At 76.7% G+C, this 25,105-nt stretch carries 20 protein-coding genes and 1 tRNA gene; 4 read left to right on the top strand and 17 right to left on the bottom strand.

Annotated elements, in window-relative coordinates:
* Positions 1-231: 231 nt before the first annotated feature.
* Complete coding sequence (locus ACGF4C_RS24640) at positions 232-2,028, bottom strand: putative bifunctional diguanylate cyclase/phosphodiesterase (protein ID WP_393568985.1); 1,797 nt, start codon at positions 2,026-2,028, stop codon at positions 232-234.
* 360 nt (positions 2,029-2,388) lie between these two features.
* Here ACGF4C_RS24640 and ACGF4C_RS24645 point away from each other — a divergent pair, with 360 nt between their 5' ends.
* Positions 2,389-3,630 carry a M6 family metalloprotease domain-containing protein gene (locus tag ACGF4C_RS24645; protein WP_393568986.1) on the top strand — a complete coding sequence of 414 codons (1,242 nt, stop codon included), beginning with the start codon at positions 2,389-2,391 and terminating at the stop codon, positions 3,628-3,630.
* A gap of 69 nt (positions 3,631-3,699) precedes the next feature.
* Here ACGF4C_RS24645 and ACGF4C_RS24650 read toward each other — a convergent pair.
* The 6 genes from ACGF4C_RS24650 to ACGF4C_RS24675 form a co-directional block, all read right to left on the bottom strand.
* Positions 3,700-3,773 (bottom strand) — tRNA-Lys (locus ACGF4C_RS24650).
* Positions 3,764-4,486: a hypothetical protein gene (locus tag ACGF4C_RS24655; RefSeq protein ID WP_393568987.1), complete on the bottom strand. Its 723-nt coding sequence runs from the start codon at positions 4,484-4,486 to the stop codon at positions 3,764-3,766. Before ACGF4C_RS24655 ends, ACGF4C_RS24650 begins: the two co-directional genes overlap by 10 nt.
* 235 nt (positions 4,487-4,721) lie before the next feature.
* Complete coding sequence (locus ACGF4C_RS24660) at positions 4,722-5,105, bottom strand: hypothetical protein (protein ID WP_030414020.1); 384 nt, start codon at positions 5,103-5,105, stop codon at positions 4,722-4,724.
* A gap of 131 nt (positions 5,106-5,236) precedes the next feature.
* Positions 5,237-6,613, bottom strand: a complete 1,377-nt coding sequence (locus tag ACGF4C_RS24665) for an AAA domain-containing protein (RefSeq protein ID WP_393568988.1) — start codon at positions 6,611-6,613, stop codon at positions 5,237-5,239.
* Positions 6,614-6,674: 61 nt separating this feature from the next.
* Positions 6,675-8,225 carry a hypothetical protein gene (locus tag ACGF4C_RS24670; RefSeq protein WP_393568989.1) on the bottom strand — a complete coding sequence of 517 codons (1,551 nt, stop codon included), beginning with the start codon at positions 8,223-8,225 and terminating at the stop codon, positions 6,675-6,677.
* On the bottom strand, positions 8,226-9,581 hold the full coding sequence (locus tag ACGF4C_RS24675) for a hypothetical protein (protein WP_393568990.1): 1,356 nt from the start codon (positions 9,579-9,581) through the stop codon (positions 8,226-8,228).
* Positions 9,582-9,790: 209 nt separating this feature from the next.
* Here ACGF4C_RS24675 and ACGF4C_RS24680 point away from each other — a divergent pair, with 209 nt between their 5' ends.
* Complete coding sequence (locus tag ACGF4C_RS24680) at positions 9,791-10,384, top strand: histidine phosphatase family protein (RefSeq protein ID WP_393568991.1); 594 nt, start codon at positions 9,791-9,793, stop codon at positions 10,382-10,384.
* An 83-nt stretch (positions 10,385-10,467) separates the two neighbouring features.
* Here ACGF4C_RS24680 and ACGF4C_RS24685 read toward each other — a convergent pair whose 3' ends face one another.
* Positions 10,468-11,961: a tetratricopeptide repeat protein gene (locus ACGF4C_RS24685; RefSeq protein WP_393568992.1), complete on the bottom strand. Its 1,494-nt coding sequence runs from the start codon at positions 11,959-11,961 to the stop codon at positions 10,468-10,470.
* 245 nt (positions 11,962-12,206) lie between these two features.
* Between ACGF4C_RS24685 and ACGF4C_RS24690 the strand changes: the two genes are divergently transcribed.
* Entirely contained in the window at positions 12,207-12,674 is a 468-nt protein-coding gene (locus ACGF4C_RS24690; protein ID WP_393568993.1) for a hypothetical protein, read from the top strand.
* 96 nt (positions 12,675-12,770) lie between these two features.
* Here the strand turns inward: ACGF4C_RS24690 and ACGF4C_RS24695 are convergent, their stop codons facing one another.
* The gene (locus tag ACGF4C_RS24695; RefSeq protein ID WP_393568994.1) at positions 12,771-14,069 is read right to left on the bottom strand and encodes an NAD(P)-binding domain-containing protein; all 1,299 of its coding nucleotides are present in this window, start codon (positions 14,067-14,069) and stop codon (positions 12,771-12,773) included.
* Between the two features lie 245 nt (positions 14,070-14,314).
* Between ACGF4C_RS24695 and ACGF4C_RS24700 the strand changes: the two genes are divergently transcribed.
* Positions 14,315-15,340, top strand: a complete 1,026-nt coding sequence (locus tag ACGF4C_RS24700; RefSeq protein WP_393568995.1) for a glycoside hydrolase family 26 protein — start codon at positions 14,315-14,317, stop codon at positions 15,338-15,340.
* A gap of 17 nt (positions 15,341-15,357) precedes the next feature.
* Here the strand turns inward: ACGF4C_RS24700 and ACGF4C_RS24705 are convergent, their stop codons facing one another.
* The 8 genes from ACGF4C_RS24705 to ACGF4C_RS24740 are packed head-to-tail and all read right to left on the bottom strand — an operon-like array spanning position 15,358 to position 25,029.
* A complete protein-coding gene (locus ACGF4C_RS24705) occupies positions 15,358-16,491 on the bottom strand; it encodes a GNAT family N-acetyltransferase (RefSeq protein ID WP_393568996.1) in 1,134 nt (377 codons plus the stop codon).
* Entirely contained in the window at positions 16,488-17,171 is a 684-nt protein-coding gene (locus tag ACGF4C_RS24710; RefSeq protein WP_393568997.1) for a lipopolysaccharide biosynthesis protein, read from the bottom strand. Before ACGF4C_RS24710 ends, ACGF4C_RS24705 begins: the two co-directional genes overlap by 4 nt.
* 19 nt (positions 17,172-17,190) lie before the next feature.
* Positions 17,191-18,471, bottom strand: coding sequence for a glycosyltransferase (locus ACGF4C_RS24715; protein WP_393568998.1), 1,281 nt, complete (start codon positions 18,469-18,471; stop codon positions 17,191-17,193).
* Positions 18,468-19,364, bottom strand: coding sequence for a polysaccharide deacetylase family protein (locus ACGF4C_RS24720; protein WP_393568999.1), 897 nt, complete (start codon positions 19,362-19,364; stop codon positions 18,468-18,470). Before ACGF4C_RS24720 ends, ACGF4C_RS24715 begins: the two co-directional genes overlap by 4 nt.
* Positions 19,354-21,027 (bottom strand): lipid II flippase MurJ, encoded by a 1,674-nt coding sequence (locus ACGF4C_RS24725; protein WP_393569000.1) that lies wholly within the window; start codon positions 21,025-21,027, stop codon positions 19,354-19,356. The genes ACGF4C_RS24720 and ACGF4C_RS24725 overlap by 11 nt, the downstream gene beginning before the upstream one ends.
* Positions 20,970-22,349, bottom strand: a complete 1,380-nt coding sequence (locus ACGF4C_RS24730) for an O-antigen ligase family protein (RefSeq protein WP_393569001.1) — start codon at positions 22,347-22,349, stop codon at positions 20,970-20,972. Before ACGF4C_RS24730 ends, ACGF4C_RS24725 begins: the two co-directional genes overlap by 58 nt.
* Positions 22,346-23,845, bottom strand: coding sequence for an exopolysaccharide biosynthesis polyprenyl glycosylphosphotransferase (locus tag ACGF4C_RS24735; protein WP_393569002.1), 1,500 nt, complete (start codon positions 23,843-23,845; stop codon positions 22,346-22,348). Before ACGF4C_RS24735 ends, ACGF4C_RS24730 begins: the two co-directional genes overlap by 4 nt.
* Positions 23,842-25,029: a glycosyltransferase family 4 protein gene (locus ACGF4C_RS24740; RefSeq protein WP_393569003.1), complete on the bottom strand. Its 1,188-nt coding sequence runs from the start codon at positions 25,027-25,029 to the stop codon at positions 23,842-23,844. Before ACGF4C_RS24740 ends, ACGF4C_RS24735 begins: the two co-directional genes overlap by 4 nt.
* Positions 25,030-25,105: the final 76 nt, after the last annotated feature.

The raw sequence follows: 25,105 nt of genomic DNA on the forward strand, positions 1-25,105 counted from the left end.
CTGGGGGGGGGGGGGGTTTTGGGGGGGGGGGCCGCTGGTTTTGTTTGGGGGGGGGGGGGGGGCCCCGGGGGGCGGGTTTCCGGACGTAAAGCGAAGCAGTCCGGAAACCCGCCCCCGGAGGACCGAACCCGGCACCCACCACCCACCAGGCGCCCCCGGCCCTAAACCCACCCCCGCCGAAGGCGGAAAAGACAGCAACCACCACGGTGGGAAAGCCGAAAACGTACGGCGCTAAATAAAGAGCGCCGCGACCCGATCCGGCGCTACGGGGCGGGAGTAGAGCCACCCCTGCCCCGTGTCGCAGCCGATGCGGCGAAGCCGCTCCGCCTGTTCGGCGCTTTCGACGCATTCGGCGGTGACCGTGAGCCCGAGGCGGTGGGCCAGTGCCACCAGCGCCTCGACGATCATCTCGTCGGCCGGATTGGGGTGTTCCTGGGAGCGGAAGCCGCGGACGAACGACCCGTCGAGCTTCAATACGGAAACCGGGAGGCGGCTGAGGTAGGCGAGGTTGGAGTAGCCGGTGCCGAAGTCGTCGATGGCGATCCGTACGCCCATGTCGCTCAGCGCCTGCAGGGCCTGGAGCGGGCGGCCGGCGGAGCCCATCACCGCCGACTCGGTCAGTTCCAGCTGGAGCAGCTGCGGCGGCAGCCCGGTCTCGGCGAGGATCCCGGCCACGTCCGCGACCAGGTCGGAGTCCCAGACCTGACGTACGGCCACATTGACGCTGACGAACAGCGGCCGGTCGCCGGGGTGCGCCAGCTGCCAGGCGCGGGCCTGGTGGCAGGCGCGTTCCAGCACCCACCGGCCCAGTTCGACGATCGCGCCGTTCTCCTCCGCCAGCGCGATGAACCGATTCGGCGACAGCGTCCCGAACTGCGGGTGCCGCCACCGCACCAGCGCCTCCACGCCCTGCGCCCGGCCGTCCCCCAGTCCGACCAGCGGCTGGTACTCCAGGGTGAATTCGCCCCGGTCGACGGCCGGGCGCAGGGTGCTGGAGAGGGCCTGCCGGGTCATCCGGTGGGCGTTGCGCTCGGGGTCGAAGAGGGTCCAGCGGGCCTTGCCGTCCTCCTTGGCCCAGTACAGCGTGGTGTCCGCGGCCTGCATCAGGCCGGTCGCGGTGGTGCCGCCGGCGGCCCGTTCCACCACGCCGATGCTGGCCGACACCGACAGCCGCTGTCCGGCCAGGTCGAACGGGCGCTGCAGCGCGTCCAGCACGCGCTGGGCCAGCTCGGCCAGCTGGTCGGTGCCGGTGGAGTCCTCCACCAACAGGGCGAATTCGTCGCCGCCGAGCCGCGCCACCAGATGCCCGGGGCGGCCCGTACCGCGGTCGTCGTCGGTCTCCGCGCAGCGCATCAGTCGCTGTGCCACCGCGCTCAGCAGCCGGTCGCCGACCCGGTGCCCGAGGGTGTCGTTGACGGCCTTGAAGCCGTCCAGGTCGAGGTAGCAGAGCCCGATCCGGCCGGTGCCGGTCGCGTCGAAGGCGGCCGTCTCCAGGGCGGCGGCGAGCCGCTCGAAGAACAGCGCCCGGTTGGGCAGCCGGGTCACCGGGTCGTGCATCTGCAGGTGCCGCAGCCGGGCGAGCAGGTCGTGGCGGTCGCTGATGTCGGCCACCGACAGCAGCATCCGTTCCTCGCCGCTGAGCGGTTCCGGCGTCAGCGGCTCGACCGTCACCTCCACCCAGACGGAGTGCCCCTCGGGGTGTTTGAGGCGGCGGGTGCAGCGCAGCCGGTCGCTTCTGCCGCACAGCACCTCGCGGTAGGCGGTCCACACCCGGGGGTCGGCGCCCAGGTCGGTGAGGTCGGCCGCGGTCGCCGCCACCAGGCCGTCGGGGTCGGCGCCGACCAGCTCGCCGAAGGCGGGGTTGGCGGCCAGGACCAGTCCGTCGCGGTTGAGCACGGCCATCGCCAGGCGCCCCGCGTGGAAGGCGGCGCGGTAGTCGCCGAGGGAGGCGGCGGAGTCGTCGTGGCGGCCGGCCGGGGTGGGCCGGGCGTCGTCGGATTCTTTGGGGGTGCCGTTACGTTCCGTCACTGAGGGCAGCGTCGCTCCGGGCGTGCGGCCCGGGCCGTCGGGGTGTCCGCTCACTGCTCGCTCCCGCTTGGCGCTTGTCTCGTGATGGAGGGGGGGTCCCGCGCTGGAAAGTGTGGCGATCATAGAGGCTGGCACGAGGGCCGATCCAGCGACGCAGCCGTGCTCCCCGGCCCACATGACGGAACTTCAGCCATTTCTGCCCGGCTCTGTTCGCGGCGATTGCCCTCTTGGTCGATTGTGACTGTCCGTTACGGCACGCGGAGACGCGCCGGTCACTCGTCCGGGCCCCGGAAACAGGACGAATAGCATTAAATCGCCACAGGGTAGATGAGGTCCCCGAATCCGTCCCTGGAGGTACGTGTGCCGCGCGCCCAGACGCCCGACGGGGGCGATCGCCGTCGCCTGCGGCGCCTGGCGGCGATCCTCACCTCGCTGAGCGCGCTGATCGCCACGTCCATCGTCGCCGGGCCCGCCACCGCCTCGGAGGCCGCCCTCCCCTGTGCCCTGGGCCGCAGCGAGGCCCATCACTCCGAGGGCCTGGACAACTGGAACGGCTCCTACACCCGCCCGGACCGCCCGCTCGACGCGGTGCTGATCTACCTCTCCTTCCCGGACTCCCGGCCGGCCGCCACCCCGCAGACGCTGGCCCGCGACTACTTCCCCGCCACCTCCGCCTTCTTCGAGCGCGCCTCCTACGGCCGCTTCCGGCTGCGCCCGCACGTCCACCGCCCCTGGGTGCGGATGCCGCGCTCGTCCGTCGCGTACGGCATACGGCGCGACTGGGACGCCGGACGGCGCGCGGCCTATCTGCGCGACGCGGTCGCCGCCGCCGATCCCTCGGTGGACTTCGGCCGCTACGACGTGGTCTATTTCGTCGCCGATCCGGAAGCGCCCGGCGTCGATTCGGACGCCACCAAAGTGGTCAACCTCGATCAGCCGATGCACGCCGACGATCACGAGCTGCGCCGGTTCGTCACCGTCTTCGAGCAGAGCCCGCCGGACCGCAACGTCCTCGCGCACGAGACCGGTCACGTTTTCGACCTGCCCGATCTGTACCACCGGCCGCAGAGCGGCAAGGGTGACTGGGACACCTATGTGGGGGACTGGGACCTCATGGGCAGCCAGTTCGGACTGGCGCCCGACCCCTTCGCCTGGCACAAGTGGAAGCTCGGCTGGATCGCCGACAACCAAGTTGACTGCGTCGACCTCGCGCGCCCCGGCCTGTACTCGCTCCGCACCCTGACCGCCCCCCTCGAACCCCGCGGCCAGCGCCGCCCGCGGCTGCTGGTGCTCCGTACCGGCCCCGACAGCGCGCTGGCCATCGAGGCACGCAGCGCCCAGGGCAACGACCGCGCGCTGTGCAGCGAGGGCGTCCTCGCCTACCGCGTCGACAGCGCGACCGCCTCCGGCTCGGGCCCGGTCCACGTCCTCGACGGCCACCCCGCCACCTCCGCCTGCTGGGGCACCTCCGTCTACCCGCCGCTCGCGGACGCGCCCCTGGGCGTGGGGGAGAGCATGGACGACGCCCGGGACGGCGTACGGATCCAGGTGGCCGGGCGGAGCGGCGACGGCGACTGGGCGGTCAAGATCGGCCACGGCTGACGGCCGGGGCGCATCGGTCCGTGCCCATGACGAAGGCCCCCACCTGAGGTGAGGGCCTTCGACCGTCTGTGCGCCGCCAGGGACTCGAACCCCGGACCCGCTGATTAAGAGTCAGCTGCTCTAACCAACTGAGCTAGCGGCGCCTGCTGACGGGGAAAACATTAGCATCCTGATCGGGGAGGACAAAAATCGGTTTCCCAGGGGCCTGGGCCAGCGCCGAAACGCGGGGCTGACCTGCGGCTTCCCCTGCGGCCGCGGCTGCCTCCCCGGCCGCCGGGCGGGCCGCGCGGACACAGGCCCACAGCAGCACGTCCGGCCCCGGCAGCCAGGGCCGGCGGACGTCCGGAGCCACCAGCCACCGGGAGCCCGCGACGGCGTCGTCGTCGGCCGGCGCGGTGATCGACTGCGGGGCGCCACGCGGGCGCGTACGGGCGGCGGGGGCGGGGTGCGGGTGCAGCGGCGGGATGGTCACCGCGTCCCCGGTGCCGTGGCACAGCAGCGGCGGGACGGCCGCCGCCCACTCCTCCCAGACCAGCAGTGCCGGCAGCCGCTGGGCGGTGCCCGGCGCGGCGAACAGCAGGATCCGCCCGCGGTGCGCGGCCACCGGCCCGGAGCCGGGGCCGGCGGACCACAGCCGGTCCACCATCCGCCGCCCGAACAGCGCCGGGGCGTTGATCACGTCGAAGGCCGTCCCGCACGGCAGCACGCTCGGCGCGTCCGGGTGCAGCGCCCACTGGGCGTGCAGATCGTCCGGGTGGGGGCCGGCCGAGGCGAGCCAGTCGGCGCCGGCGAGGGTGACGTACGACGTGGCGGCGTGGGCGGGGGTACGGGCGAGGTCGGGCAGCCGGTCACTCATGGGGACAGGTCTATCGATACGGCCCGTACCGGCTCGGCTGATTGCCGGAAATCGGGACAGCGTGGCACGGGACCCGGTACCTTGCCCCTTCGCATATGCCAGCGGCTCATGGTTGGTGACCATGAGCCGTCGTGGGGCGTCTGTGGCGGATGTGAACGAGCGGACGGGTCGGTCCCGCGGCGGTCGGTCGACGGGCAGGGTCCAGGGACAGGTCAGGGCCAGGGCAGGGACCGGGTCAGTCCATGTCGCCGAGCAGCGTGCTGCCGCTCCGCATCAGGCTGCGGCCGAACTCGATCATCTTCTGCGCGTAGTCCTCGGTCCACTCGGCCTGCTCCGCGAGCACGGCCAGCGGCAGCCGGTCGAACCGGCTCGGATCGGCCAGCTGGGCGGCGGCCAGCGCCTGGAACTCCGTGGCGCGGTCGGCCGCGGCGCGGAAGGCCAGGGTCAGCTCCGTCGCGCGGCTGAGCAGCTCGCGCGGGTCCTCTATCGACTCCAGGTCGAAGAAGTGCTCGGGGTCGGCAACGGCCTCGGGTGGTTCGAAGAGCAGCTGCGCGGGCTTCATGCGCCGTGGCCTCGGTGCCGTACCACGGGGGTCGGGAGCCGGTCGCGGCTCGGACATGTACGTACCTCCAGATCGTGTGCCGCATTCCATTGTCCCGCCTCGCGCAAGTGCGCCCTGGGGCGTGAGGTGCACGGAGGGGGTGCCGGTGGCCCGCGGGCCCTTTCCGCCCGGACCGCGGGCCGGGGTTCTCAAGGCCGCCAGGCCACCCGGTGCTCCTGCAGGTGCGCGAGGACGGCGTGGTTGGCCTCCCAGCCGTCCGGGAACTTCACCGTGACGCCCAGGCTGACCGGCTCGGTCGAGGGGTGCTCGTCGAGGAGGTCCGCGACGCCGGCCCGGCAGACCACGATGCAGGCGTGGCGGTGCCGGGAGGCGAGTACGCACAGCCGGCCGGTCTCCAGATGGAACGCGGTGGCGTCGGGGCGCCCGGAGAGCGGGTGCAGGACGACGGTGACGTCGAACTCGCGGCCCTGCAGGCGGTTGGCGGTGTCCACCGTGACGTCGGACACGCCCAGCTCGGCGAGCGCGGCGCGGACCGCGGCGGCCTGGTCGCGGTGGGCCGTGCCGACCGCGATCCGGGCGGCGGTCAGCGGCCTCGGCTCCGGCGCGTGCTCACCGCTCGCCGCGCCGCCGCGGTCCAGCAGCCGCCGCACCACCAGGGCCACCGCCCGCACCGCTTCCGGGTCCGTCCGCGGCGTCCGGCGGGCGGGCAGCTCCAGCAGGCCCCACCCGGACCCGGCGGCCTCGTCCAGGACCCGGTCCACGCCCGAGCCGTCGCCCGGCACCCCGAACGCCAGCCGGCGCTCACCCGGCCCGGTGCCGCTGCGGAACGGTGTGTACGGGTAGAACGCGGCGGAGACCAGGGGCGCGGCCGAGGCGGGCAGCCGCCAGGAGACCGGCAGGCGGTGCTGCGGCAGGTCGGGGTTGTGGGCGAGGAGGGTGGAGACGGCACTGGCCGACGGGTCGTACGTCAGCCCGGCCCACTGCTCGGCGCCGACCACGCTGAACGGGTCCAGCTGGCCGGGGTCGCCCACGAACAGCGCCCGCTCGAAGAGCCCGGCCACGCTCAGCAGCGCGTCCGACCGCATCTGGTACGCCTCGTCCACGATGGCGTGCCGCCACGGCTCCTCGACCTTGGTGTAGGCCCACTTCGCGGCCGTCGACACCACGACGTCCAGCCCGGCCAGATCGGCGATCTTGGCGGACGTCCGGACCGCCGGCAGCTCGGCCAGCGCCGGGTCGAACGCGCCGGGCTCACTGCTGTGCAGCCGGCCGACCGGCAGCTCGGGGTCCTTCTCGGCGAGCCGCAGCACCAGGTCGTCGACCTGCGCGTTGGTCTGCGCGACGATCATCAACGGGCGCCCGGCGGCGGCCAGTTCGCGGGCCGCGCGGACCACCAGGGTGGACTTGCCGGCACCCGGCGGGGAGTCGACGACGACGCCGCGGCGGGTGCCGTGCAGAGTGTCGCGCAGGATCGCGGCGGTGGCCGCCGCGGCCGCCACGGAGGGATCGGCGTCCCGGGTACCGGCGCCGGCGGCGGTGGGGGGCGGGTCCTGAAGGGCCGTCATTCCGCGGTGATCTCCCAAGGCGTGGCGGGCGGGGCGGTCCGGGGGCGGGTGTGGGTGCGGGTCACAGGAAATCCTCCGCGGTCACCGGGTCGGCGGTCTCGTGCGGGGCGTCGGCGGTGGCGGACGGCGGGCCGCCGTGCGTCCACGGGATGTCCTCCGGGTCCGGGAGTTCCGGACCGCCGCGCGGGGCGTGCTCGAACAGCGTCCAGCAGACCGGGTCCGCGGGCTCGGGGACGGAGCCCGGCTCCGGGGTCCGGCCCCGGCCCATCCCGCCGGTCAGCCGCACCACCAGCACCTCCGGCTCGCCCGGCGCGTACGCCACGAACTCGGCGGGCTGGGTCCGGCCGTCCGCCAGCGGGCGGTAGAGCTTGGCGCCGGCGGACAACAGCGGGCGGTCGGCGGTGCGCAGCGTCACCAGGGGGCGCGGCATCGGGCGCTTGCCCTCGGACATCGCCATCTCCACGGCGGTCACCGTGCCCTCGAACGCCTCCCCGGCCAGCCGGCGCCCCGCCATCACCAGCGGGTCGTCCAGGGCCTCCTGGGCGTCCAGCTGCGCCTGCGCGGTCTCCCGGGCGGCCAGCTTCTGCGCGGCGGTGACCGCGTCGTCCCGCCGGGGCTGCGGGGGTTCACCGGCGCGCACCCGGTCGCGGTGCGCCGTGTACGACCAGCGGTCGCGCTTCCAGCGGTCGGCGACCCGGGCGCCCTCGGGGAGCGCCCGCAGCAGGTCGATGCCGCGCCAGACGGCGTCCCAGGTCGGCCGCAACTGGCCCTCCAGCAGGGCGCGCAGCTCCTCCTCGGCGCCCGGCAGACCGGCGTCGTAACGGGCCATCGCGGGCGCGAGCAGGCGGTTGTCGAACGCCGGGTCCGTGGCCGGTCCGGCGGGCGGGCACCGCAGCTGGCCGGCCGCGTCACGCGCCGACTCGGCGAACTCGGCGGCCTCCCGGCCGGACCTCCCCGGCGGCGGGTCGATCCAGGCCAGCAGCGCCCCCAGGTGCTGGTCCTCCAGCACGCTCTGGCCGGTCGCCCAATGGCGCGCCAGCAGCCCCGTCATGGGCAGCAGCAGACCGGCGCCGGGGACCCGGGCGCGCTCGCCGAAATGCGTCAGCCAGCGGCCCAGCAGCGGGACGTGCGGCGGCGCCGGATGGGGCGCCTCCGGATCCTGCTCGGCGGTCCGCCGGAACCGCATCGAGCGGCCCAGCAGCCGGACGTACTCCACACCGGCCGCGCTGGGGACGATCAACTGCGGGGCGTCCGCGCACAGTTCGACCTGCACCGGGACCTTCTTGCCGGTCTCGGGGTCGGTCTCCTTGCGCTCCTCCCACTCCACGGCGTCGGCGAAGCCGTCCACGTACGGGAGCACGGTCTCGGCCAGCTCGGCCAGGAACGCGAACCGCAGATCGCGGTTGCGCGGCTGCGGGACGGCCAGCAGGGCGGGCTTCTCGCGGTCGGTGCCGACCAGCGCGCCCAGCGGGGCACCGGCCTCGCCCGCGGTCGTCAACGGCACGAGGACCAGCGGGTTTTCGGAGAGGTGGCGGTGCCGGACCGTACAGCGCGGGCGGGCGCGCCCGGCGGCCACCGCCTCCATCCGGGCCAGCGTCTCGATCAGCGACATCTACGCCTCCTCCGCTCGCGGGCGGGGCACACCGGGCTCTTCCGCCGTCGCCCGCGGTACGTGGCCCCCTCCCGCCGGCGTCTGCGGTACGGCGGCGGCCGCCAGGGCTTCGGCGCGCAGCGCGGCGGCCCGGCGCAGGGCGAGGACGGCCGGGTCGTCGGGGCCGGCCGGGTCGTCGCTGCCGTCGCCGGTCCGGTCCTTGGGACGGGCCGCCGCCAGCACCTCCTCGATGGTGCGCAGGGCGCCCAGCTCACCCCGGACGCCGCGGCCCAGTGCCTCCACCGCGCCCTCCTCGCGGGCCTGCTTCCGGCAGTGGAAGGCCAGCTCGCAGGCGGCCAGGCACTCGGGGGCGTAGGCCGCGCCGACCGCCTCCACCGCCGCGGCCAGCTCCTTCGCCGGGCGGGTCGGGGTCTTGCCGTCGTCCGCCATCCGCAGATCGAAGGTGGTCCCCTCCGGGAGGGCGGCGGCGATCTCCTCGACCCGGGTGAGCCGGCCCAACTGCCGCCGGGTCGTGGACAGTTGCTTGCGGACGTCGACGGCAGCGGCCGTGGGGAGGTTGGAGAAGTCCTTCGGGCACACCAGCAGCACCCGGTCACGGACCCGCACCGCGCGGCCCGTGTGCGCGGCGGTGTGCCCGGCGACCTGTTCCAGGGCGAGCACGTACACCGCCGCCTGGCGGGCCGCGGCGCCCACCTTGGCGGCGTCCGCCGAACCGTCGATCATCGGGAAGGACTTGATCTCCACGACCGTCCAGCTGCCGTCCGGATGCACCACCACCGCGTCCGGCTCCACATAGGCGGGCGAGCCGGCCACGTCGACCGCCAGCATCGGATGGTCGAGCAGCGTCCACCCGCCGGCCGCGGTCGCCTCGCGCAGCGCCAGCGCCGTACGCGCCGCGCGGCCCTCCGGCCCGGCCGCGGACAGGTCCGGCGTGGCCGCTGCCCCGGGCCCTTCCGGCTCGGGCGGTGGGCCCCCCGGGTCGAGCCGCTCCCGCACCAGCCGCAGCAGCTCCGCACCGCCGTCCGCCTTCACCCGGGCCTCGAAGGCGTTGCCCCGCACGAACGCGAACTGCGACTGCCCGTACCCCGCGGGCGCACCGAGGGCCCCGGCCAGCGCGCCCTTGTCGACGCCCGCACCGTCCAGCAGCGCCCGGCGCCGGCAGCCGGGATTGGCGGCCAGCGCGGCGAGCGCCCGGGCGTCGAGCGACCGGGGGCGTACGCCGGGGCCGCGCAGCTCGCTGAGCCGCTGGCGCAGGCTCGATGACGGCGGCGCCTGCCCCGCCGGAGGACCGGTCGCCACGGCTCGACTGTCGCGGAAAACGTTCACCTGCCGAAGTCTCGCATCCGGCACCGACATCCAGCACCGGCATCCGGCACCGGCATCGACACCGACCTCCGGGACGGGCATCGGGAGCGGGGGCCCGGAGCGGCGGAGGCGGCCGCGGCAGTGGGGGTGGGTTCGGACAAAACGCCCCCATGGGCGATGATGGAAGGCCCGCGGTCAATGCCGCCCGCGCCGAACGACGAATGAGTGAGTGGCCGAGAGATCGGCGAAAGGTGCGACCCATGGCAGCGCGCATAATCCTGGCCCGGCACGGGAAGACCGAGTGGTCCGTTTCCGGCAGGCACACCGGGCGTACGGACATCCCGCTGCTGGACGAGGGCCGGCGCGGCGCGAAGCTTCTCGGGGAGCGACTGCACCACGCGCCCTGGGACGGCCTGCCGGGCGTCGAGGTCCGCACCAGCCCCCTGGTCCGCGCGAAGGAGACCTGCGAGCTGGCCGGTTTCGGTGACCGGGCGCAGGAGTGGGACGCGCTGATGGAGATCGACTACGGCGCGTACGAAGGGCTGACGCCCGCCCAGATCCAGGCGGCACGGCCGGGGTGGCTCATCTGGCGGGACGGCGTGCCCGAGGGCGAGACGCTGGCCGAGGTCTCCGCGCGGGCGGACGAGGTCGTCGCCTGGGCGCGGTCGGCCGACCGGGACGTGCTGGTCTTCGCGCACGGGCACATCCTGCGCGCCCTCGGCGCCCGCTGGCTGGGCCTGGACATCTCGTTCGGCGCCCGCATCCGGCTGGAGCCGACGTCCCTGTCGGTGCTCGGCTGGGCCTACGGGGAGCCGGCGATCGAGCGCTGGAACGACACGGGCCACCTGGGCTGACGCCGGTCACCTCCGACTCGGCCGGGGATCGGCGCCACGGCCGGCCCGCACACCGGCTCCCCCGGCCCCCGACCCCCGGCCCGCTAGTCCGCGCCGACCACGCCGACCGCCTCCACTGCCCCCACCGCCCCCACCGCCTCACCTTCACCTTCACCCTCGCGCTCACCCTCCCCCGCCGCCGCGTGCCGGGACAGGAAGTCGGCGACCGGGGGGAGGGTGTGGTGGGGGCGGAGGGTGTGGGCGGTGGTGGCGAGCAGGGTGCGGATGCGGGCGGAGCGGACCTGGGTGAGGAGGGCCAGGACGCGCAGGCCGGCCGCGGCGGCCTCCTCGGGGGCGCCGTCGGCGGCGAGGTCGGCGGCCAGTTCCGCGGTGAACAGCGCGATGTTGCGGGTGAAGTGCGGGTCCTGGAGGGCCACCGCGCGGTGCGCGTGCTCGGCGGCGCGCCCGGCGTCGCCGAGGGCCGACCAGCACTGCGCCTCCAGGCCCGCCAGTTCGGCCTCGCCGTAGAACGTCATCCACTCGGGGTCGCCGTCCCGCGGCCCGCCGGCGAACAGCCGCTCGGCGCGGGCCAGTGCCTGCTCGCAGCCGGAGCGGTCGGCCAGCCCCGCCCAGCCGCCCGCCTCGCGCAGCGCCAGCAGGGACAGCAGCCGCGGCGAGGCGAGGTGCTTGGCGGCCTGCTGCCCGGCCTGTGCGGCGCGCACCGCCTCGCGCGGGCGGCCGGCGTCGCGGGCGAGGAAGGCGGTGTTGCAGAACGCGTGCGCCTCCAGGGCGGCGTCGCCGCAGACCCGGGCGGTGGCCAGCGCCTCGGCGTAGTGGGAGCGGGCGTCGTCGAAGCGGCCGGAGTCGTGGGCCAGCCAGCCGACGCTGATGGCGAGTTCACCGGCGCCGGTGTGCAGCCGGTCGGCGACCGAACGGTGCCGGACGTCGGCCTCCAGCAGGTCGTAGGCGGCGCGCAGCGGCTGGGTGGCGCGGTGGTAGATGCCTTCCGCGCCGTGCCGGTCGTCCAGCAGCCGGATGTGCCGGACGGCCTGTTCGACGGCGGTGGCCTCGGCCGCACCGGCGCGGCCGCCGGCGGGTGGGCGGGGCGGGGGCACCCGGTCGGATGCGGCGGCGGCAGCGGCCTCGATGGGGTGCAGGGCGGCGAAGCCCAGGGCTGCCGCCGGGCCGCCGGTGATGAACGCGCGACGCAGCACGTCGCTCTCCTCGCAGATCTGGATACGGGTATCGCGGTGGTCGGGGTCGGTTGCCAGGGGCGCGGCGCTGACCGCCGCCGTACGCGCCCCCCGTCCGCGTACCGCCTCGCGCGGCGCGAAGCCCATGTCGGGCAGCGTCAGCCCGGGGAACATGTGCCGGAACACCCGCTCGTAGGCGTAGTTCGGACACCGGATCTCCCCGGACTCGACGCGCCCCACATAGCGGGCGTCGCACGAGACCTGCTCACCGATCTCACGGGCGGACCGTCGGACCGCCGCCGCGAACTCGCCCGGGGACAGCCGGCCGCGCAGCTGTCGGAAGGCGGTGTTCGGGCGGGCGGGTACGGTACGGGACGACGCTGATCGTGCTGCTGGCGACGCCATGGCGGACCCTCTCCGTGCCCTCTCCGTGCCATCTGTGTGGCGATGCCGCGTCCTGGCGGTGCGGCGGGACGACCGTACCGGCTGTGACGACACCGATACGCACAGTTTGGCTACAAACCGGATATCTCACGCGTGATCTGCCATGAACTGCCATCCTTTGCAGCGTTACGCCGCCGTAGCTGTTGACACCCCCGACCGTTGAATTCGGTGTAAAGGGACTGCGGCTGCAGGAGGAGGGGTTTTCCGTGTGGGAGACCGGCGTGAGCAGGGGCGGCAACGGGTCCGCGGGCCGGGCCGGCGGCCGGCGGCGGCAGGTCGTGCCGGGCGGGGCGCCCGCCGTTCCGGCGCAGCCCTGCGACCTCGTGACGGTGCCCGCCCGCCAGGGGCTGGAGGCCGTGGACATCCTGCGGCTGCGGGACGGCGTGGGCCCGGTGCTGCACGACGGGGCCTGCGACACCCTCGGTTTCCTCGTACCGCCGGGCACGGCCGCGGGCTGGGACGTGCCGGGCAGTGCCTGCACCCAGACCTACGGCCGCGGGATCGTGCCGGGGGCCGCGGGCGGTGACGGTGTGCCGGACGGGCCGCCGGTGACCGGGAGCGGCTGGCTGGTGTCGCCGGAGGGCGCGGGGGCGGCCGCCACGGACCCGGCCGTGCTGCGGGCGGCGCTCGGGGAGGCGGCGCGGACGATCGCGGCGGTCGACCGCTGTCAGTGACCGCCCGGAGGCGACGGAACGACGTGCGGGGGGCCGCCCGGTGAGTGCCGGGTGGCCCCTTCGGTGTGCCGTTCCGGTGCCCCGGTGCGGGCCGGCCTAGAAGGCGGGCTCGTCGGCCGGGGCGTCCGGGGCCGGGCCGCCCGCGGGGGCCGGGGTGCCGGCCCCGGCCGGGCGGGGGATGGTGGCGGTGCCGGGCCGGTCGCCGAGCCTGCGCCGGACGCCGCGTACCACCCGCGCCGCGGTGAAGGCCGCGCCGTGCACGAAGCGCATCGAGGGGCCGAAGGACGGCGCGGTCAGCAGGCCGGCGAAGAACAGGCCGGGCCAGGAGGACTCGAAACCGGCGCTCAGTTCGGGGGCCCGGCTGCCGCCGACCGTCCGCAGGGCGGTGCGCACCCGGGGGTGCAGCAGCCGCAGCCGTCCCACGTCAGGGGTGAAGCCGGTGGCGGCCACCACATGGTGGGTGTCGAGGGTTTCGGTACTCCCCTCCGTATGGGTGAGATGGAGCCGTACGCCGTCGCCGTGCGGGACCGCGGCCCGGAGCCGGTGGTGGAGCAGGAGCGGTACGGCGGATTCGAAGCGTTCGCGCAGCCACCAGGCGCCGGCCGGGCCCAGCGCGGTCTCGGTGAGCCGTACCCGGGTCGGCGCCGGCAACCGGCGTACCGCGCCCGGGAGTTGGGACCAGGCCCAGTTGGGCCAGCCGGTGCCGAGGGCGCTGTGCGGGTCGCGCAGGGCGCGCAGCCGGCCGCGGCCGAGGGGCTGCGGCGGGGCGTTCCAGCGCAGCCGGTCGGCGCGGGCGACGACCTTGGCGCGGGCGCCCTGTTCGGCGAGCAGGGTCGCGGTCTCCAGGGCGCCCTGGCCGGAGCCGATGACGGTGACGTGCCGGCCGGTGAAGCGGGACAGGTCGCGGTGGTCGCTGCTGTGCGAGGCGAGTGCGGCGGGGAGGTCGAGCAGCGGCCAGGGGCGGTGGGCGAGCGGCGGCAGGCCGACGGCGAGGACGACGGTGCGGGCCGCGATCAGCTCGCCGGTGTCCGTCGCGACCTGGAAGCCGTCGTCGCCGTCCGGGACGACCGCGGTGACGGTGGTCTCGTCGATCTGCGGGACGGCCCGTTCGGCGAACCAGCTGCCGTACGCGGTGAAGGTGTCGAGGGGCAGCGGGACGCCGTGCTCGGCGGTCAGGTCGTGGGCGGCGCAGTAGTCGGCCAGGGTGTGACCGCCGGCGGGGGAGGAGAGGCTGGCGGCCCAGGGCTCGGATGTGAGGAGCATGCCGGCGGGCATGTGGTCGCGCCACGAGGCCATCGGCCGGCCCAGGACCCGCAGCCGTAGTCCGGCCGCCGCCGCGTGTGCGGCGACCGAGAGTCCGTAGGGGCCGGCGCCCACCACCACGAGGTCGTACATGGGTGTCTTCCTTCGCTTTCCGGTTGCTGGTCGTCGATTGCTGGTCGTGCGGTGCGGTGCGGAGGCGTGCGAAGCGCGCGGATGGGCCGTGCGGGGGATGGGAGGTCGCCAATGGGCTACCGGAATGCGTTCCGGTGCGGCGTCCGGGCTATCTCCTTGGTGCCGTCCCGGGCCGCGTCCTGAACGGCCGTCATGTGTCAGCGCACCGGACCGCGGGCGTCCGCGGCGGAGCCACCGGAGGCACCATGTCCCAGCGCAACCGGCGGAGGGCGGCAGCCACCGCGGCCGGTGCGCTGCTGACGTGCCTGCTGGCCGCCGCCCCGGTGGTGTCCGCGGCCGGCCCGCCGCCACCGGTGCCGCTCGGGGCGTTCCTCGGGTCCGACGCCCGGGGGGTGCGGCGGATGACGGCCCTCCGGCAGTGGCTGGGCGGCACCGACGTCCGGGTGGGCCACACCTACCTGCCCGGCAACAACTGGTCGGACATCGAGGGCGATCCGGTGTTCCTGTGGCCGTGGGCGGTCTGGCGGCACGGGGCGCCCGGCCGGCTGTTCGTGCTGAACGTGCCGATGCTGGCGCCCGACGAGGCGCGGCTGCCGGACGCCGAGGTGCGCCGGCTGCTCGGCACGGCAGCGGCGGGCGGCTTCGACGGGCACTTCCGCACCCTCGCCCGGCGCCTGGTCGGGGTGGGCCTGCCGGACGCCGTGCTCACCCTCGGGTGGGAGATGAACGGCATCACCTACACCCACCGCTGCGCGCCCGACCCCCGGGCGTGGAAGGCGTACTGGCGGCGGATCGTCGCCGTGATGCGGTCGGTGCCGGGGCAGCGGTTCCGGTTCGACTTCGCGCCGAGCCGGGGGCGGGACGCGATCGGCTGGACCCGCTGCTACCCGGGCGACGACGTCGTGGACGTCCTCGGCATGGACTCCTACGACCAGCCGGCCGGGGAGAGCTTCGACCGAATGGTCCGCGAACCGTACGGGCTCCAGGCCCAGGTGGACTTCGCGGCCGCGCACCGCAAGCAGATCTCGTACCCGGAGTGGGGCCTGTTCCGCAACGGCGACAACCCCGGCTTCGTGACCCGCATGCTGGACTGGATGGCGCGGCACCCGCCGCTCTACCAGACGATCACCGACTACTGCCCGCACGGCGTGTGGCAGTGCCGGGCCAACCCGCGCGCCGCACAGGCGTACCGGCGGGTGCTCTACGGCGTGCCGGACGGGGCCGGGCCCGCCGGGACGCCGCCGCCCGTGCCGGCGCGGCCCGTCCGCTGAGCGGTGGTTCGGGCAGGTCATGGCCGGCCGGCACCCCTCGCGCGTACGGTGCCCCGCCGGGCCCGCAGGCCGCGCAGCGAGGTCATCCGCTCACGGGCCAGGCGGGCGGCGAGCGCCCGGCCGGCGATCCGGGCCGCGTACAGCCCGAGGGCGGGTGCCTGCGCGCGGCGGGCCAGCAGCAGCCGCTGGTTGGTCACCGGCACCGGCCGCCAGTGCAGCTTGTACGGCTCGGTGCCGCGCAGCAGGCTCAGCGCGCCGCGGCCGGTGTCCACCACGTGGCGCGCGTCGTGGCGCATCAGCATCGCGGTGATGTCGACCTTCCGGTCGCGGAGTTCGGGGTCGGCGCCGTAGAGGTAGCCGCCGGCCAGGTCGGCGGACATCAGCAGGATGTCGGCGGCCATCACCCGGCCGTCCATCCGGTACTCGGTCAGCACCGCGTCGCCGCTGCCGACCATCTCCCGGGTAGCGCGCGCCAGATGGGCGGCGAACCGGGGCCGCAGGTGCTCCGGCGTCACGCCCCGGCCCTGCCACTGCAGGCCGTGCAGCCGCAGCATGTTCCGCACCGCGGAGGGCACGTCCCCGGCCGGGACGGTGCGTTCCTCGATGCCCAGCGCGTCGAGCTTGCGGAGCTTGGCGCGGACCCGGCGGGCCCGGGGGCCGGCCAGCCGGCCCACCAGGTCGTCCATCGGCAGGCCGGGCAGTTCCAGGGTGACCGAGTCGTCGAGCCGGCGGCGCGGGCCCGGCCAGGCCGCGTAGAGCCGCTCGGCGGCGGCGCCCGGTCGCACCTCACGCAGGTCCACCAGCGCGCCGCGGGCCGCCCGGTGCACCCCGGCGGCGAGCTCCGCGGCCGCCGGGCCGGGGCAGGAGTCGTCCAGCAGGACGTCGGAGAAGTCCGAGATGGCGCCGCCGAGCGGCACCAGCACGGGCAGCGGACGGTACGTCAGCATCAGCGGCGCCGCCGCCACCAGCCGCCCGCCGCGGTGCACCAGCACGATCCGCAGCCGCCCCGGCGTCCCGTACGACAGCCACCACGAGTGCAGCCAGGAGTGGCTCTGGAACGGGGTGGCCGCCCGGCAGCGGCGGTGCAGCGCTCGCCAGTCGGCGGCCAGCGCGGCGAACGCGGCCGGGTCACGGCAGACCGTCGTGGTCATCGCACCGCGTCCTCGGCGGCCGGTACGGCGCCCGCCTCGACCGCGGCGACGGCCGGGGCCGGGACCGATCCGCCGGCCCGTACCGCGGGGCGCCGCTCGCGCGGCCGGACCAGCAGCACCAGCCCGCCCAGCAGGCCGCCCGCCGCGCCGCCCACCGCGGTGGCCAGCGGCGCGGACGGCGAGACCGGCTCGTCCGGGGCCGAGGCGCGGGCGAGGACCAGCAGGTGGGCGCCGGTGCGGGCGGCGGTGCGGTTGCCGGTCCCGGCCAGCGCGCGGGTCACCGCGTTGGCCAGGCCGGCGGAGCCGGCCGGGGTGCGCGCGGTGCCGGTGACCTCGATCATCGGGGCGTCCGGTGAGGTCGCCGCCCGGATGCCGCCGCGCAATGTGCCGAGCGGCAGTCCGGAGGCCCGGTGCGCATCGGCCAGCACCGCGCCGCTGGTGGCGATCCGGCCGTAGGCCTGGGCGAAGCCGAGCGCGGCGGCCGGGTCGGCGCCCTTGCCGGGCACCACGACGACGTAGCCGGTCGCGGCGTAGCGCGGCGGCTCGACCGCCTGGTACACCGCCCCGCCGGCCGCGCCGAGCAGGGCGGCGAGCGGCACCGGCCACCAGCGGGGCAGCCGGCGCATCCGGTCCCGCAGCCGGCCGAGCGCGGCCCGCGGACCGGTGGGGGCGTGGTTCACGGTACCGAGCACGGCGCCGCTACCGGTTGGTGAGCGTGGACGGGGCGGGTGCCGGGGACGGGTCCGGCAGCGAGACCACCCCGGAGGGGTGGCCCGGGGCGGGCGCGGTGGCGCGCCATCGTGCCGCGGCGGTGGCCAGGGCCTCCTCGTAGACGGCCATCAGGGCCTCGGCGCTGCGGGCGATGTCGTAGCGGCGGACCACCGGCGGGACCGGCAGCCGGCCCGGCCCCTGGCGCCTCAACTCCCGGAGCGCGGTGGCGAGTTCGTGTACACCGGGACTGAAGCGGCGGGCGCCGGGGGCCTGGTCCTCGGGCAGTTCGTCGACCGCCGGGCAGCTGCCGTACAGCACGTGCAGCCCGGACGCCAGCGCCTCCAGGACGGCCAGGCCGAACGCCTCCTCGGGGGAGGGCGAGACGAAGACGTCGATGGCGGACAGCAGCCCGGGGATGTCCGGCCGCGCGCCGGGCGGTGCGGCGTCCGTGCCGCCGGTGCGGGCCCAGGCGTCGGCCCGGCCCGCGGCCAGTGCGTCGAACGCCCCGTCCCGCGCGCCCAGCAGGTGGATCCGGTCGCCCGAGCCGAACTGCTCGGCCATCCGCCGCAGCATGTCCCGCTCCGGCCCCTCGCCGGCCAGCAGCAGGTGCACTCCGGGCAGTTGGGTCACCGCGCGGACCAGTACGTCGAACCGTTTGCCGGGCACCAGCCGGCCCACCCCGCCGACCACGAACGCGTCCACCGGCAGTCCGAGGCGGGTGCGGACCAGCGCCCGGGCGGCCGGGTCGAAGGCGAAACGGTGCGCCTCGATGCCGTTGGGAACGACATGGATGCGCTCCCCGGGCACGCCCCAGCGGCGCAGCCGGGCGGCGACGGTGTCCGAGACCGCGACGGTCGCCGAGCCCAGCCGCTCGGTGGCCCGGTACAGCGCGCGCACGCTCCGGGTGAGCCGGCGGCCCTCGATGACCGCGTCGCCGAGGGAGTGCTCGGTGGCGACCACCGCCCGGACGCCGGCCAGCCGGGCGGCGATCCGGCCGTAGACGCAGGCCCGGTAGAGATGGGTGTGGACGAGGTCGTGGCCGCCGGCGCGGATCAGCCGGGCCAGCCGGGGCAGGGCGGTCAGATCACGGTTGCCGGTCATGCCGAGGTGGGTGACGGGGATGCCGTCGGCCTCGATGCCCGCGGCGACCGGGCCGGGATCGGTCAGGGTGACGACCTCGCACGTGGCGGGCAGCCGGCGCAGCATCAGCCGCAGCTGCTGCTCGGCGCCGCCCACGTCGAGGCCGGTGATGACGTGCAGGACTCTCACCAGGTGCCTCCAGGGGTAGCGGTAGCGGCCGGGGATTGCGGGTGGTTGTTGCTGCCCGGGCCGGACGGTGTCGCGGGCCGGGGCAGGGGGGTCTCGTCGGGGAGCGGGGCGCGGCGGCGCAGCGGGTGCAGGGCCCGTTTGAGGGAGAGCCGCCAGGGGGTGTCGGCGGCGCCGATGTGCACCCGCGGCAGGGCGTGCCGGCCGGTGAGCGGGCCGGGGGCGAGGGCGCAGGCGTAGCCGTAGCCGGCCGCCCGCACCGCCGCGACGGCCCGGGCGTCGACCCCGCCGTACGGGTAGCAGAAGCCGTCCGGGGCCCGGCCGGTGAGCTCGGCGAGCCGGGCCCGGCTGACCGCCGTCTCCCGCTCCCGGGTGACCGGGTCGGCGGTGGTGAGGTCCTGGTGCAGCAGCCCGTGCGAGCCGACCTCCATGCCGGCGGCGGCGACCGCGCGGATGCCGTCCTCGGTCAGCAGCGGTTTGCGCGGGCCCCTGGGGTCCCAGGAGTTGAGCCCGCCGGCCCGGCCGGGCAGCACGAACACCGTGGCGGTGCAGTCGTGGCGGCGCAGCAGCGGAAGTGCGCCGGTGAGGAAGTCGGCGTAGCCGTCGTCGAAGGTCAGCCCGACCAGTCCGGCGTCGCGCCCGGCGGCCCGGGCGCGCAGCAGCTCGCCGACCGCCACCCCGCGCAGCCCGCGGTCGCGCAGCCAGCGCAGCTGACGGTCCAGCAGGCCGGGGGAGACGGTGATCCGGTACGGGTCGTCCGCGCGGCCGGCGGTGTCGGCGACCGAGTGGTACATCAGGATCCAGGGCGGGCCGCCGCGGCCGGGGCGGCGGCGGACGGCGGTGCGGCCGGGGGCCGGCGGGGCGGGGGCGCGCTGCGGCGGCGGTTCAACGGGCATGGGCGAGCTTTCCTTTGACGACGACGAGCAGGTGCCGGACCTCTGGGGCCCGAACGGCGAGGGCGGTGCCGGCGAACACGGCGGGCACCAGCAGCGCACCGGCCGCCGCGCCGAGCAGCGGGTCGGCGGGCAGCGCGGCGAACGGGCCGCCCACCGCGACCGCCGCGGCGGCGGCGAGGGCCAGCCGGCCCAGCCCGGCGGCGAGCCGGCGCACCCGGACGGCGACGACCCGGGTGCCGAGTCCGTGCAGCAGGAGTGCGGCGGTGGTGGTGATGCCCGCGGCGTTGGCGGCCGCGAGGCCGGGCGCCCCCCACCAGCGGACCGCGGGCAGCCCGGCCCCGGCGGTGACCAGCAGCCCGGCGGCCATCGCGCCGGCCGGGTACCAGGTGGGCCGCCCGGCCGCGCAGAACGGCCGGATCAGCGCCCCGGCCAGGCTGTGGCCGAGCAGCCCGAGCGCGTACACCCGCATCACGGCCGCGGTGGCGGCGGTGTCGGCGGCGGTGAACGCGCCGCGTGCGAAGAGGACGCCGGTGATCTGCGGGGCGCAGGCGGCCACGTACGCGGCGCCCAGCAGCACCACCAGCCCCGCCAGCGACAGGTCCCGGGCGATCCGGCGGCCGGCCCGCGCGGCCTGCCCGTCGGCGACCGCCCGGGCCACCACCGGGAAGGTGACGGTGCAGACCATGAGGGACAGCACCATCGGCAACTGCGCGACCTTCTGCGCGTAGTTGAGGTGCGAGATGGCCCCGGCCGGCAGACCGGAGGCGAGGAACCGCTCGACGAGGACCTGCGCCTGCCGGCCGGCGGTGAAGCAGACGACCGGTGCCAGCAGCCCGGCCACCGGCAGCGGAGCCGTCCCGGCCGCGACCGCCCGGAAGAGTCGCGGTGGCGGCAACACCCTTACGAAAGCCGGGAGTTGGACCGCCACCATCAGGGCGCCGCCGAGCGCGACCCCGGCCGCGGCGGCCCGCACCCCCCAGTCGGCGTGCAGCGCCAGCATCGTGCCGATGATCGCGAGGTTGTACGCCAGGTAGATCGCGGCGGGCGCGGCGAAGCTGCGGTGGGCGCGCAGCGCCGCGCTGAGGTAGCCGGCGACGCCGAAGGTGAGGACGGTCAGCGCGGTCAGCCGGGTGCAGTCGACCGCCGCGGCCGGGTCGGCGAGCCCCGGCGCCAGCAGCCGGACGAGCCACGGTGCGCCGGCCGCGAGCAGCGCGGCGCCGCCGGCCAGCGCGGCGGACAGCCGGGGCAGGGTGGCGCCGAGCAGGGCCCGCACCGGGTCGGCGGGGTCGTCCGGCGATCCAGGGGCCGCGGCCCGCGTCGCCAGTGCCCGGCTGAACGCGGGCACCAGCAGCAGCGCCATGCCGTCCTCGATCAGCAGCGTGGCCGCCATCTCCGGCACCGTCCAGGCGACCAGGAACGCATCGGTGGCGCGGCCCGCGCCGAACAGCCGGGCCATGGTCTGGTCGCGCAGCAGACCGCACAGCGCACCGGCGGCGGTCAGCCCGGCGGTGAGCGCGGCGGCCCTCGTCAGGAAGCGGCCGAGCGGGGCGGCCGTACCGGGTGCGGCCGGCGCGCCGCCATGGCGTACGGCGGCGGGGGCCCCGGTCACCACGCCGCCGTCCCGCCGCCCGGCACCGGCCACCGGCCGGGCGCCAGCGCCCACCGTCCGACCAGCCCGAGCGCCACCGCGGTCAGCACCGTCGACGGCCCGCCGATGTCGGCGGAGAGGAAGTCGACGGCCTGCCAGACCAGCAGCCCCGTCGCGGCGAGCCCGCAGTCCGTGGCGCGGCGGGCGCGCCGGGCCGCGCGCAGCCGCCGCACCCCGCACACCAGCAGCACCGCCCAGCCGCCCACCAGCGCGGTCGCGCCGATCAGCCCCTGCTCGGCGAGCGCCAGCAGATAGACGTTGTGCGGGGAGAGCAGCGGCTCGCGCCGGAAGGCGACCCCGGCGCCCGCGGTGTCGCCGCCGGACGACAGGCCCAGCGAGGCGTGGCCGTCGCGTTCGGCGGGGAACTGCTTGAGCCCGGCGCCGGTCAGCGGATGGTCGCGCCAGATGCCGGCCGCTGCGGCCCAGAGCGCATAGCGGTCGGTGACCGAGCGGTCCGGTGCGTCGGAGACCGCGCCGATGCTGGCGACCCGTTCGCCGAGCAGATCGGAGCCCGCTCCGGCCCCGCCGGCCAGCACCACCGCCGCGGCGGTCAGCACGGCCAGCGCCGGTACGGCGACCCGGGCACCGGCCGTCAGCAGGACGGCCGCGCCGGCCGCCGCCGTCGCGAGCCAGGCGCCCCGGCTGAACGACACCGCGAGCGGCACGGTCAGCACCGCCGCGCAGACCAGGGCGGCCGGCCGCTGCCAGCGCGGGGCCCGCGGTCCGGGCGCCAGGCCCAGGGCGAGCGCCGCGATCAGGCCGTACCCGACGGCCGTGGCCATCCCCATGACGTCCAGCGGCCCGAAGGTGCCCACCGCCCGCACCTCGCGCCCCCTATAAGAGGCACCGGTCGCGGTCAGGTACTGGTGCACGCCGATCGCGCCCTGCACCAGGGCGAGCAGCACCAGCGCACCGGCCAGCACCCGGAAGTCCCGGGCGTCCCGCAGCGTCAGCAGCAGCGCCGCCGGTACGAGGACGAAGACCTGCAGATGGCGGACGAGACCGGGCAGGCTCGCGGCCGGGTCGGCGGAGGTGACGGTCGCCAGCGCGAGCGCGGCGACCGGCGCGCCCAGGACCAGTGCGGCGGTCCGGCCGAGCGGCCGCGGGCGGTGCCGCAGCAGCCGCAGCCCGCACACGGCCACCAGGACCGCGGAGGCGGCGTCGGCCGGGGTGACCGTGCCGAGGGGGGTGACCCGGGCGGCATCGGCGGGCGCGCACAGCAGCAGGACCGTCGCCAGCGCGGGGAGCAGCGGCGCGCCGTGCCGGGCCGCCGTCCGGGCCCGGTCCGCGGCGCACCACGGCCCGGCCGGGACGGACGCCGCCGCGCCCGCGCTCATCCGCGCTCCCGCCGCAGCAGCGCGCCGGCGGTGCGCAGCAGGATCCGCAGGTCCTGCCCCACCGACCAGCTGTCGATGTAGAGGTTGTCGAAGCGGGCCCGGTCCTCGATGGAGGTGTCGCCGCGCAGCCCGTGCACCTGCGCGAGCCCGGTCAGCCCGGCCGGCATCCGGTGCCGGGCCGCGTACTCGGGGTACTGCCGGCTGAACCGCTCCACGAAGAAGGGGCGTTCCGGGCGCGGCCCGACCAGGCTCATGTCGCCGCGCAGCACGTTCCACAGCTGGGGCAGCTCGTCCAGCGCGGTGCGCCGCAGCAGCCGGCCGACCCGGCTCGTCCGGCCGTCGTCGTCCGGCACCGTCCAGCTGGTGGCGGGGTCGTGGTCGTCGTCCGGGCGCAGGGTGCGGAACTTCAGCAGGGTGAACGGGCGGCCGCCGCGCCCGATCCGCTCCTGCCGGAAGAGCACGCCGGGCCCGTCGGCGAGCCGTACCGCCAGCGCACAGCCCAGCAGCAGCGGGACCGCGGCCAGCAGCGCCGGCCCGGCGAGGACCAGGTCCAGGGCCCGCTTCCGCCGGCCGCCGGGCCGCGGCGGGGTGGTGTCCAGCGGGCGGCAGGCGAACCCCCACAGGTGGTCGGTGCCCGGCTCCGGCGGCCGGCCCTCCCGGCCCGCCGCGGCGCCGGCCAGCCAGATCGCCGAGCCCTGGTCGACGAAACGGCGCAGCAGCGCGGCGGTGTGCGGATCGCCGTACGGCGGCACGGTGAACACCGCGTCGCGGACGGTGTGGGCGATGACGGACCGGGTGATGTCCTGGAAGGACGTCAGGCGGGGCAGCGCACGGGCCGCGCCGCCCGTGGGCACTTCGGCCGGGCCGGGCACCACCGGGGCCGGCGGGACCAGCCCCACCGGGCGCATGCCGTACTCGGGGTGCGCCAGCAGCGCCGCGGCCAGCTGCCGGGCGGCCGGATCGGGGCCGACGACCAGCGTGGCGCGCGGCCGGCGGCGGGCCAGATTGCGGCGCGCCCGGTGGACCATGGACCGGCCGCCGCACACCAGCAGGGAGTGCGCGGCCACCGTGCCCCCGAGCGTGGTGAGCGGCAGCGCCTGCCCGGGCGTGACGGCGGCGAGCAGTCCGGCCGCCGCACACCAGCACACCAGGGCCCGGCCCAGCAGCGCGGGCAGGTCCTGGATCACGCTCGGGGCCGGGCCGGGGCGGTAGAGCCCGGCCTGGAGGTGGAGCAGCAGCAGCGCCGGTACGAGGGCGCCGAGCGCGGCCGGCCGGAGGCCGGGGCCCAGCGCGAGCGGTGCCGCGCCGGCGACGGCGAGCGCGTCGACGGCCACCAGCCAGGCCACCCTCCGCCGCCGGCCGCGGCCGGCCCGGGGCGGGGGCAGCGGCTGCCACCGGGGGCCGCGCGGCGGGTGGACCACGGGCGCCGCCGGCCGGGCCGCGGCGGGCGGCCGGACCTGGGCGAAGGGGTGCGTGTCCGCGCTCTCGGTGGTCATCGTCCGCTCCGCTCCGCGCGCTCCGGACCGGCTGCCCCGAGCAGTTCGCGGTACAGCGCCACGACCGCGGCCGCGGTGCGCCGTACGTCACCGGTCGCCCGGGTGTGCGCCAGGGCCCGGCGGCCCAGCTCGGTGCGCAGTTGAGGGCGGGTCAGCAGCCCGCGGAGCGCCTGCGCGAGCGCCGCGGGGTCGCCGGGCGGCACCAGGCAGTGCGGCGCCGCGCCCGGCGGCAGGGCCTCCCGGGCGCCGCCGACATCGGTGACCACGACGGGCCGGCCGCAGGCCATCGCCTCCAGCGGGGCCAGCGCCATGCCCTCCCAGCGCGACGGCAGAACGGCCACATCGGCCGCCCGGTACCAGGGGACAGCGTCCGCCGCGGCGCCCGCGAACCGCACGCCGGGCGGCGCCCCGGTCCGCAGCCGTGCCTGGTCGGGGCCGTCGCCGACCAGCACCAGCACGGCGTCCGGGACCGCGGTCCGCACCGCCGGCCAGGCCCGCAGCAGCGTCCCCTGGTCCTTCTGCGGGCACAGCCGCCCCACGCACACCACCAGCGGGGCCTGGGGCGCGAGCCCGGCGAGGGCGGGCAGTGAGCGGCGCAGCGCCTGGCGGGCCGCGGCGTCGTCGTACGCGGGGGAGCAGCGGTGCAGGTCCACGCCGTTGCGGACCACCGCCCACCGGCCGGGCACGCCGGCCGCTTCGCCCCGCTGCCGCTCCGCCTCGCTCACGCACAGCACCCGGTGCGTCCAGCGGGCCGCGTACCGCTCCCAGCCGACCGCGAGCCGCGCCGCCGTCCCGCCGACCGCCTCGAAGGACCAGGCGTGCGGCTGGTGGACCGTGGGGATCCGGCCCCGGACGGCCAGCCGGGCGGCCAGCCCGGCCTTGGCGCTGTGCGTGTGCACGAGGTCCGGGGCCAGCCGCCGGATCAGCCGGGCCAGCCGGCCGGTCTCGCCGGGCAGCGCCGGACCCGGGGCGCGGCGGGCCGGCCAGGGTGCCGTCTCGGCGCCGGCCGCCGCGGCGTCCCGCAGCAGCGCGCCGCCGGGCGGCGCGGCCACCACGGTCCGCAGGCCCGCGGAGACCTGGGCGCGCACCAGGTCGGCGACGACCCGGGCCACCCCGCCGTCGACGGACTGGGAAACGTGGAGCACCGTGGGCCGCTCACCCGACCTCAGCTCTTGCGCCGCCACGCACCGCTCCCCTGATCACCGGGCCGACAGAACTCTTTTCCGGCGGAATTCGCCGTGGAATTCCCGCAGCGCGCCG

This window comes from Streptomyces sp. NPDC048197, assembly GCF_043202395.1.
GTDB lineage: Bacteria > Actinomycetota > Actinomycetes > Streptomycetales > Streptomycetaceae > Streptomyces > Streptomyces siderophoricus.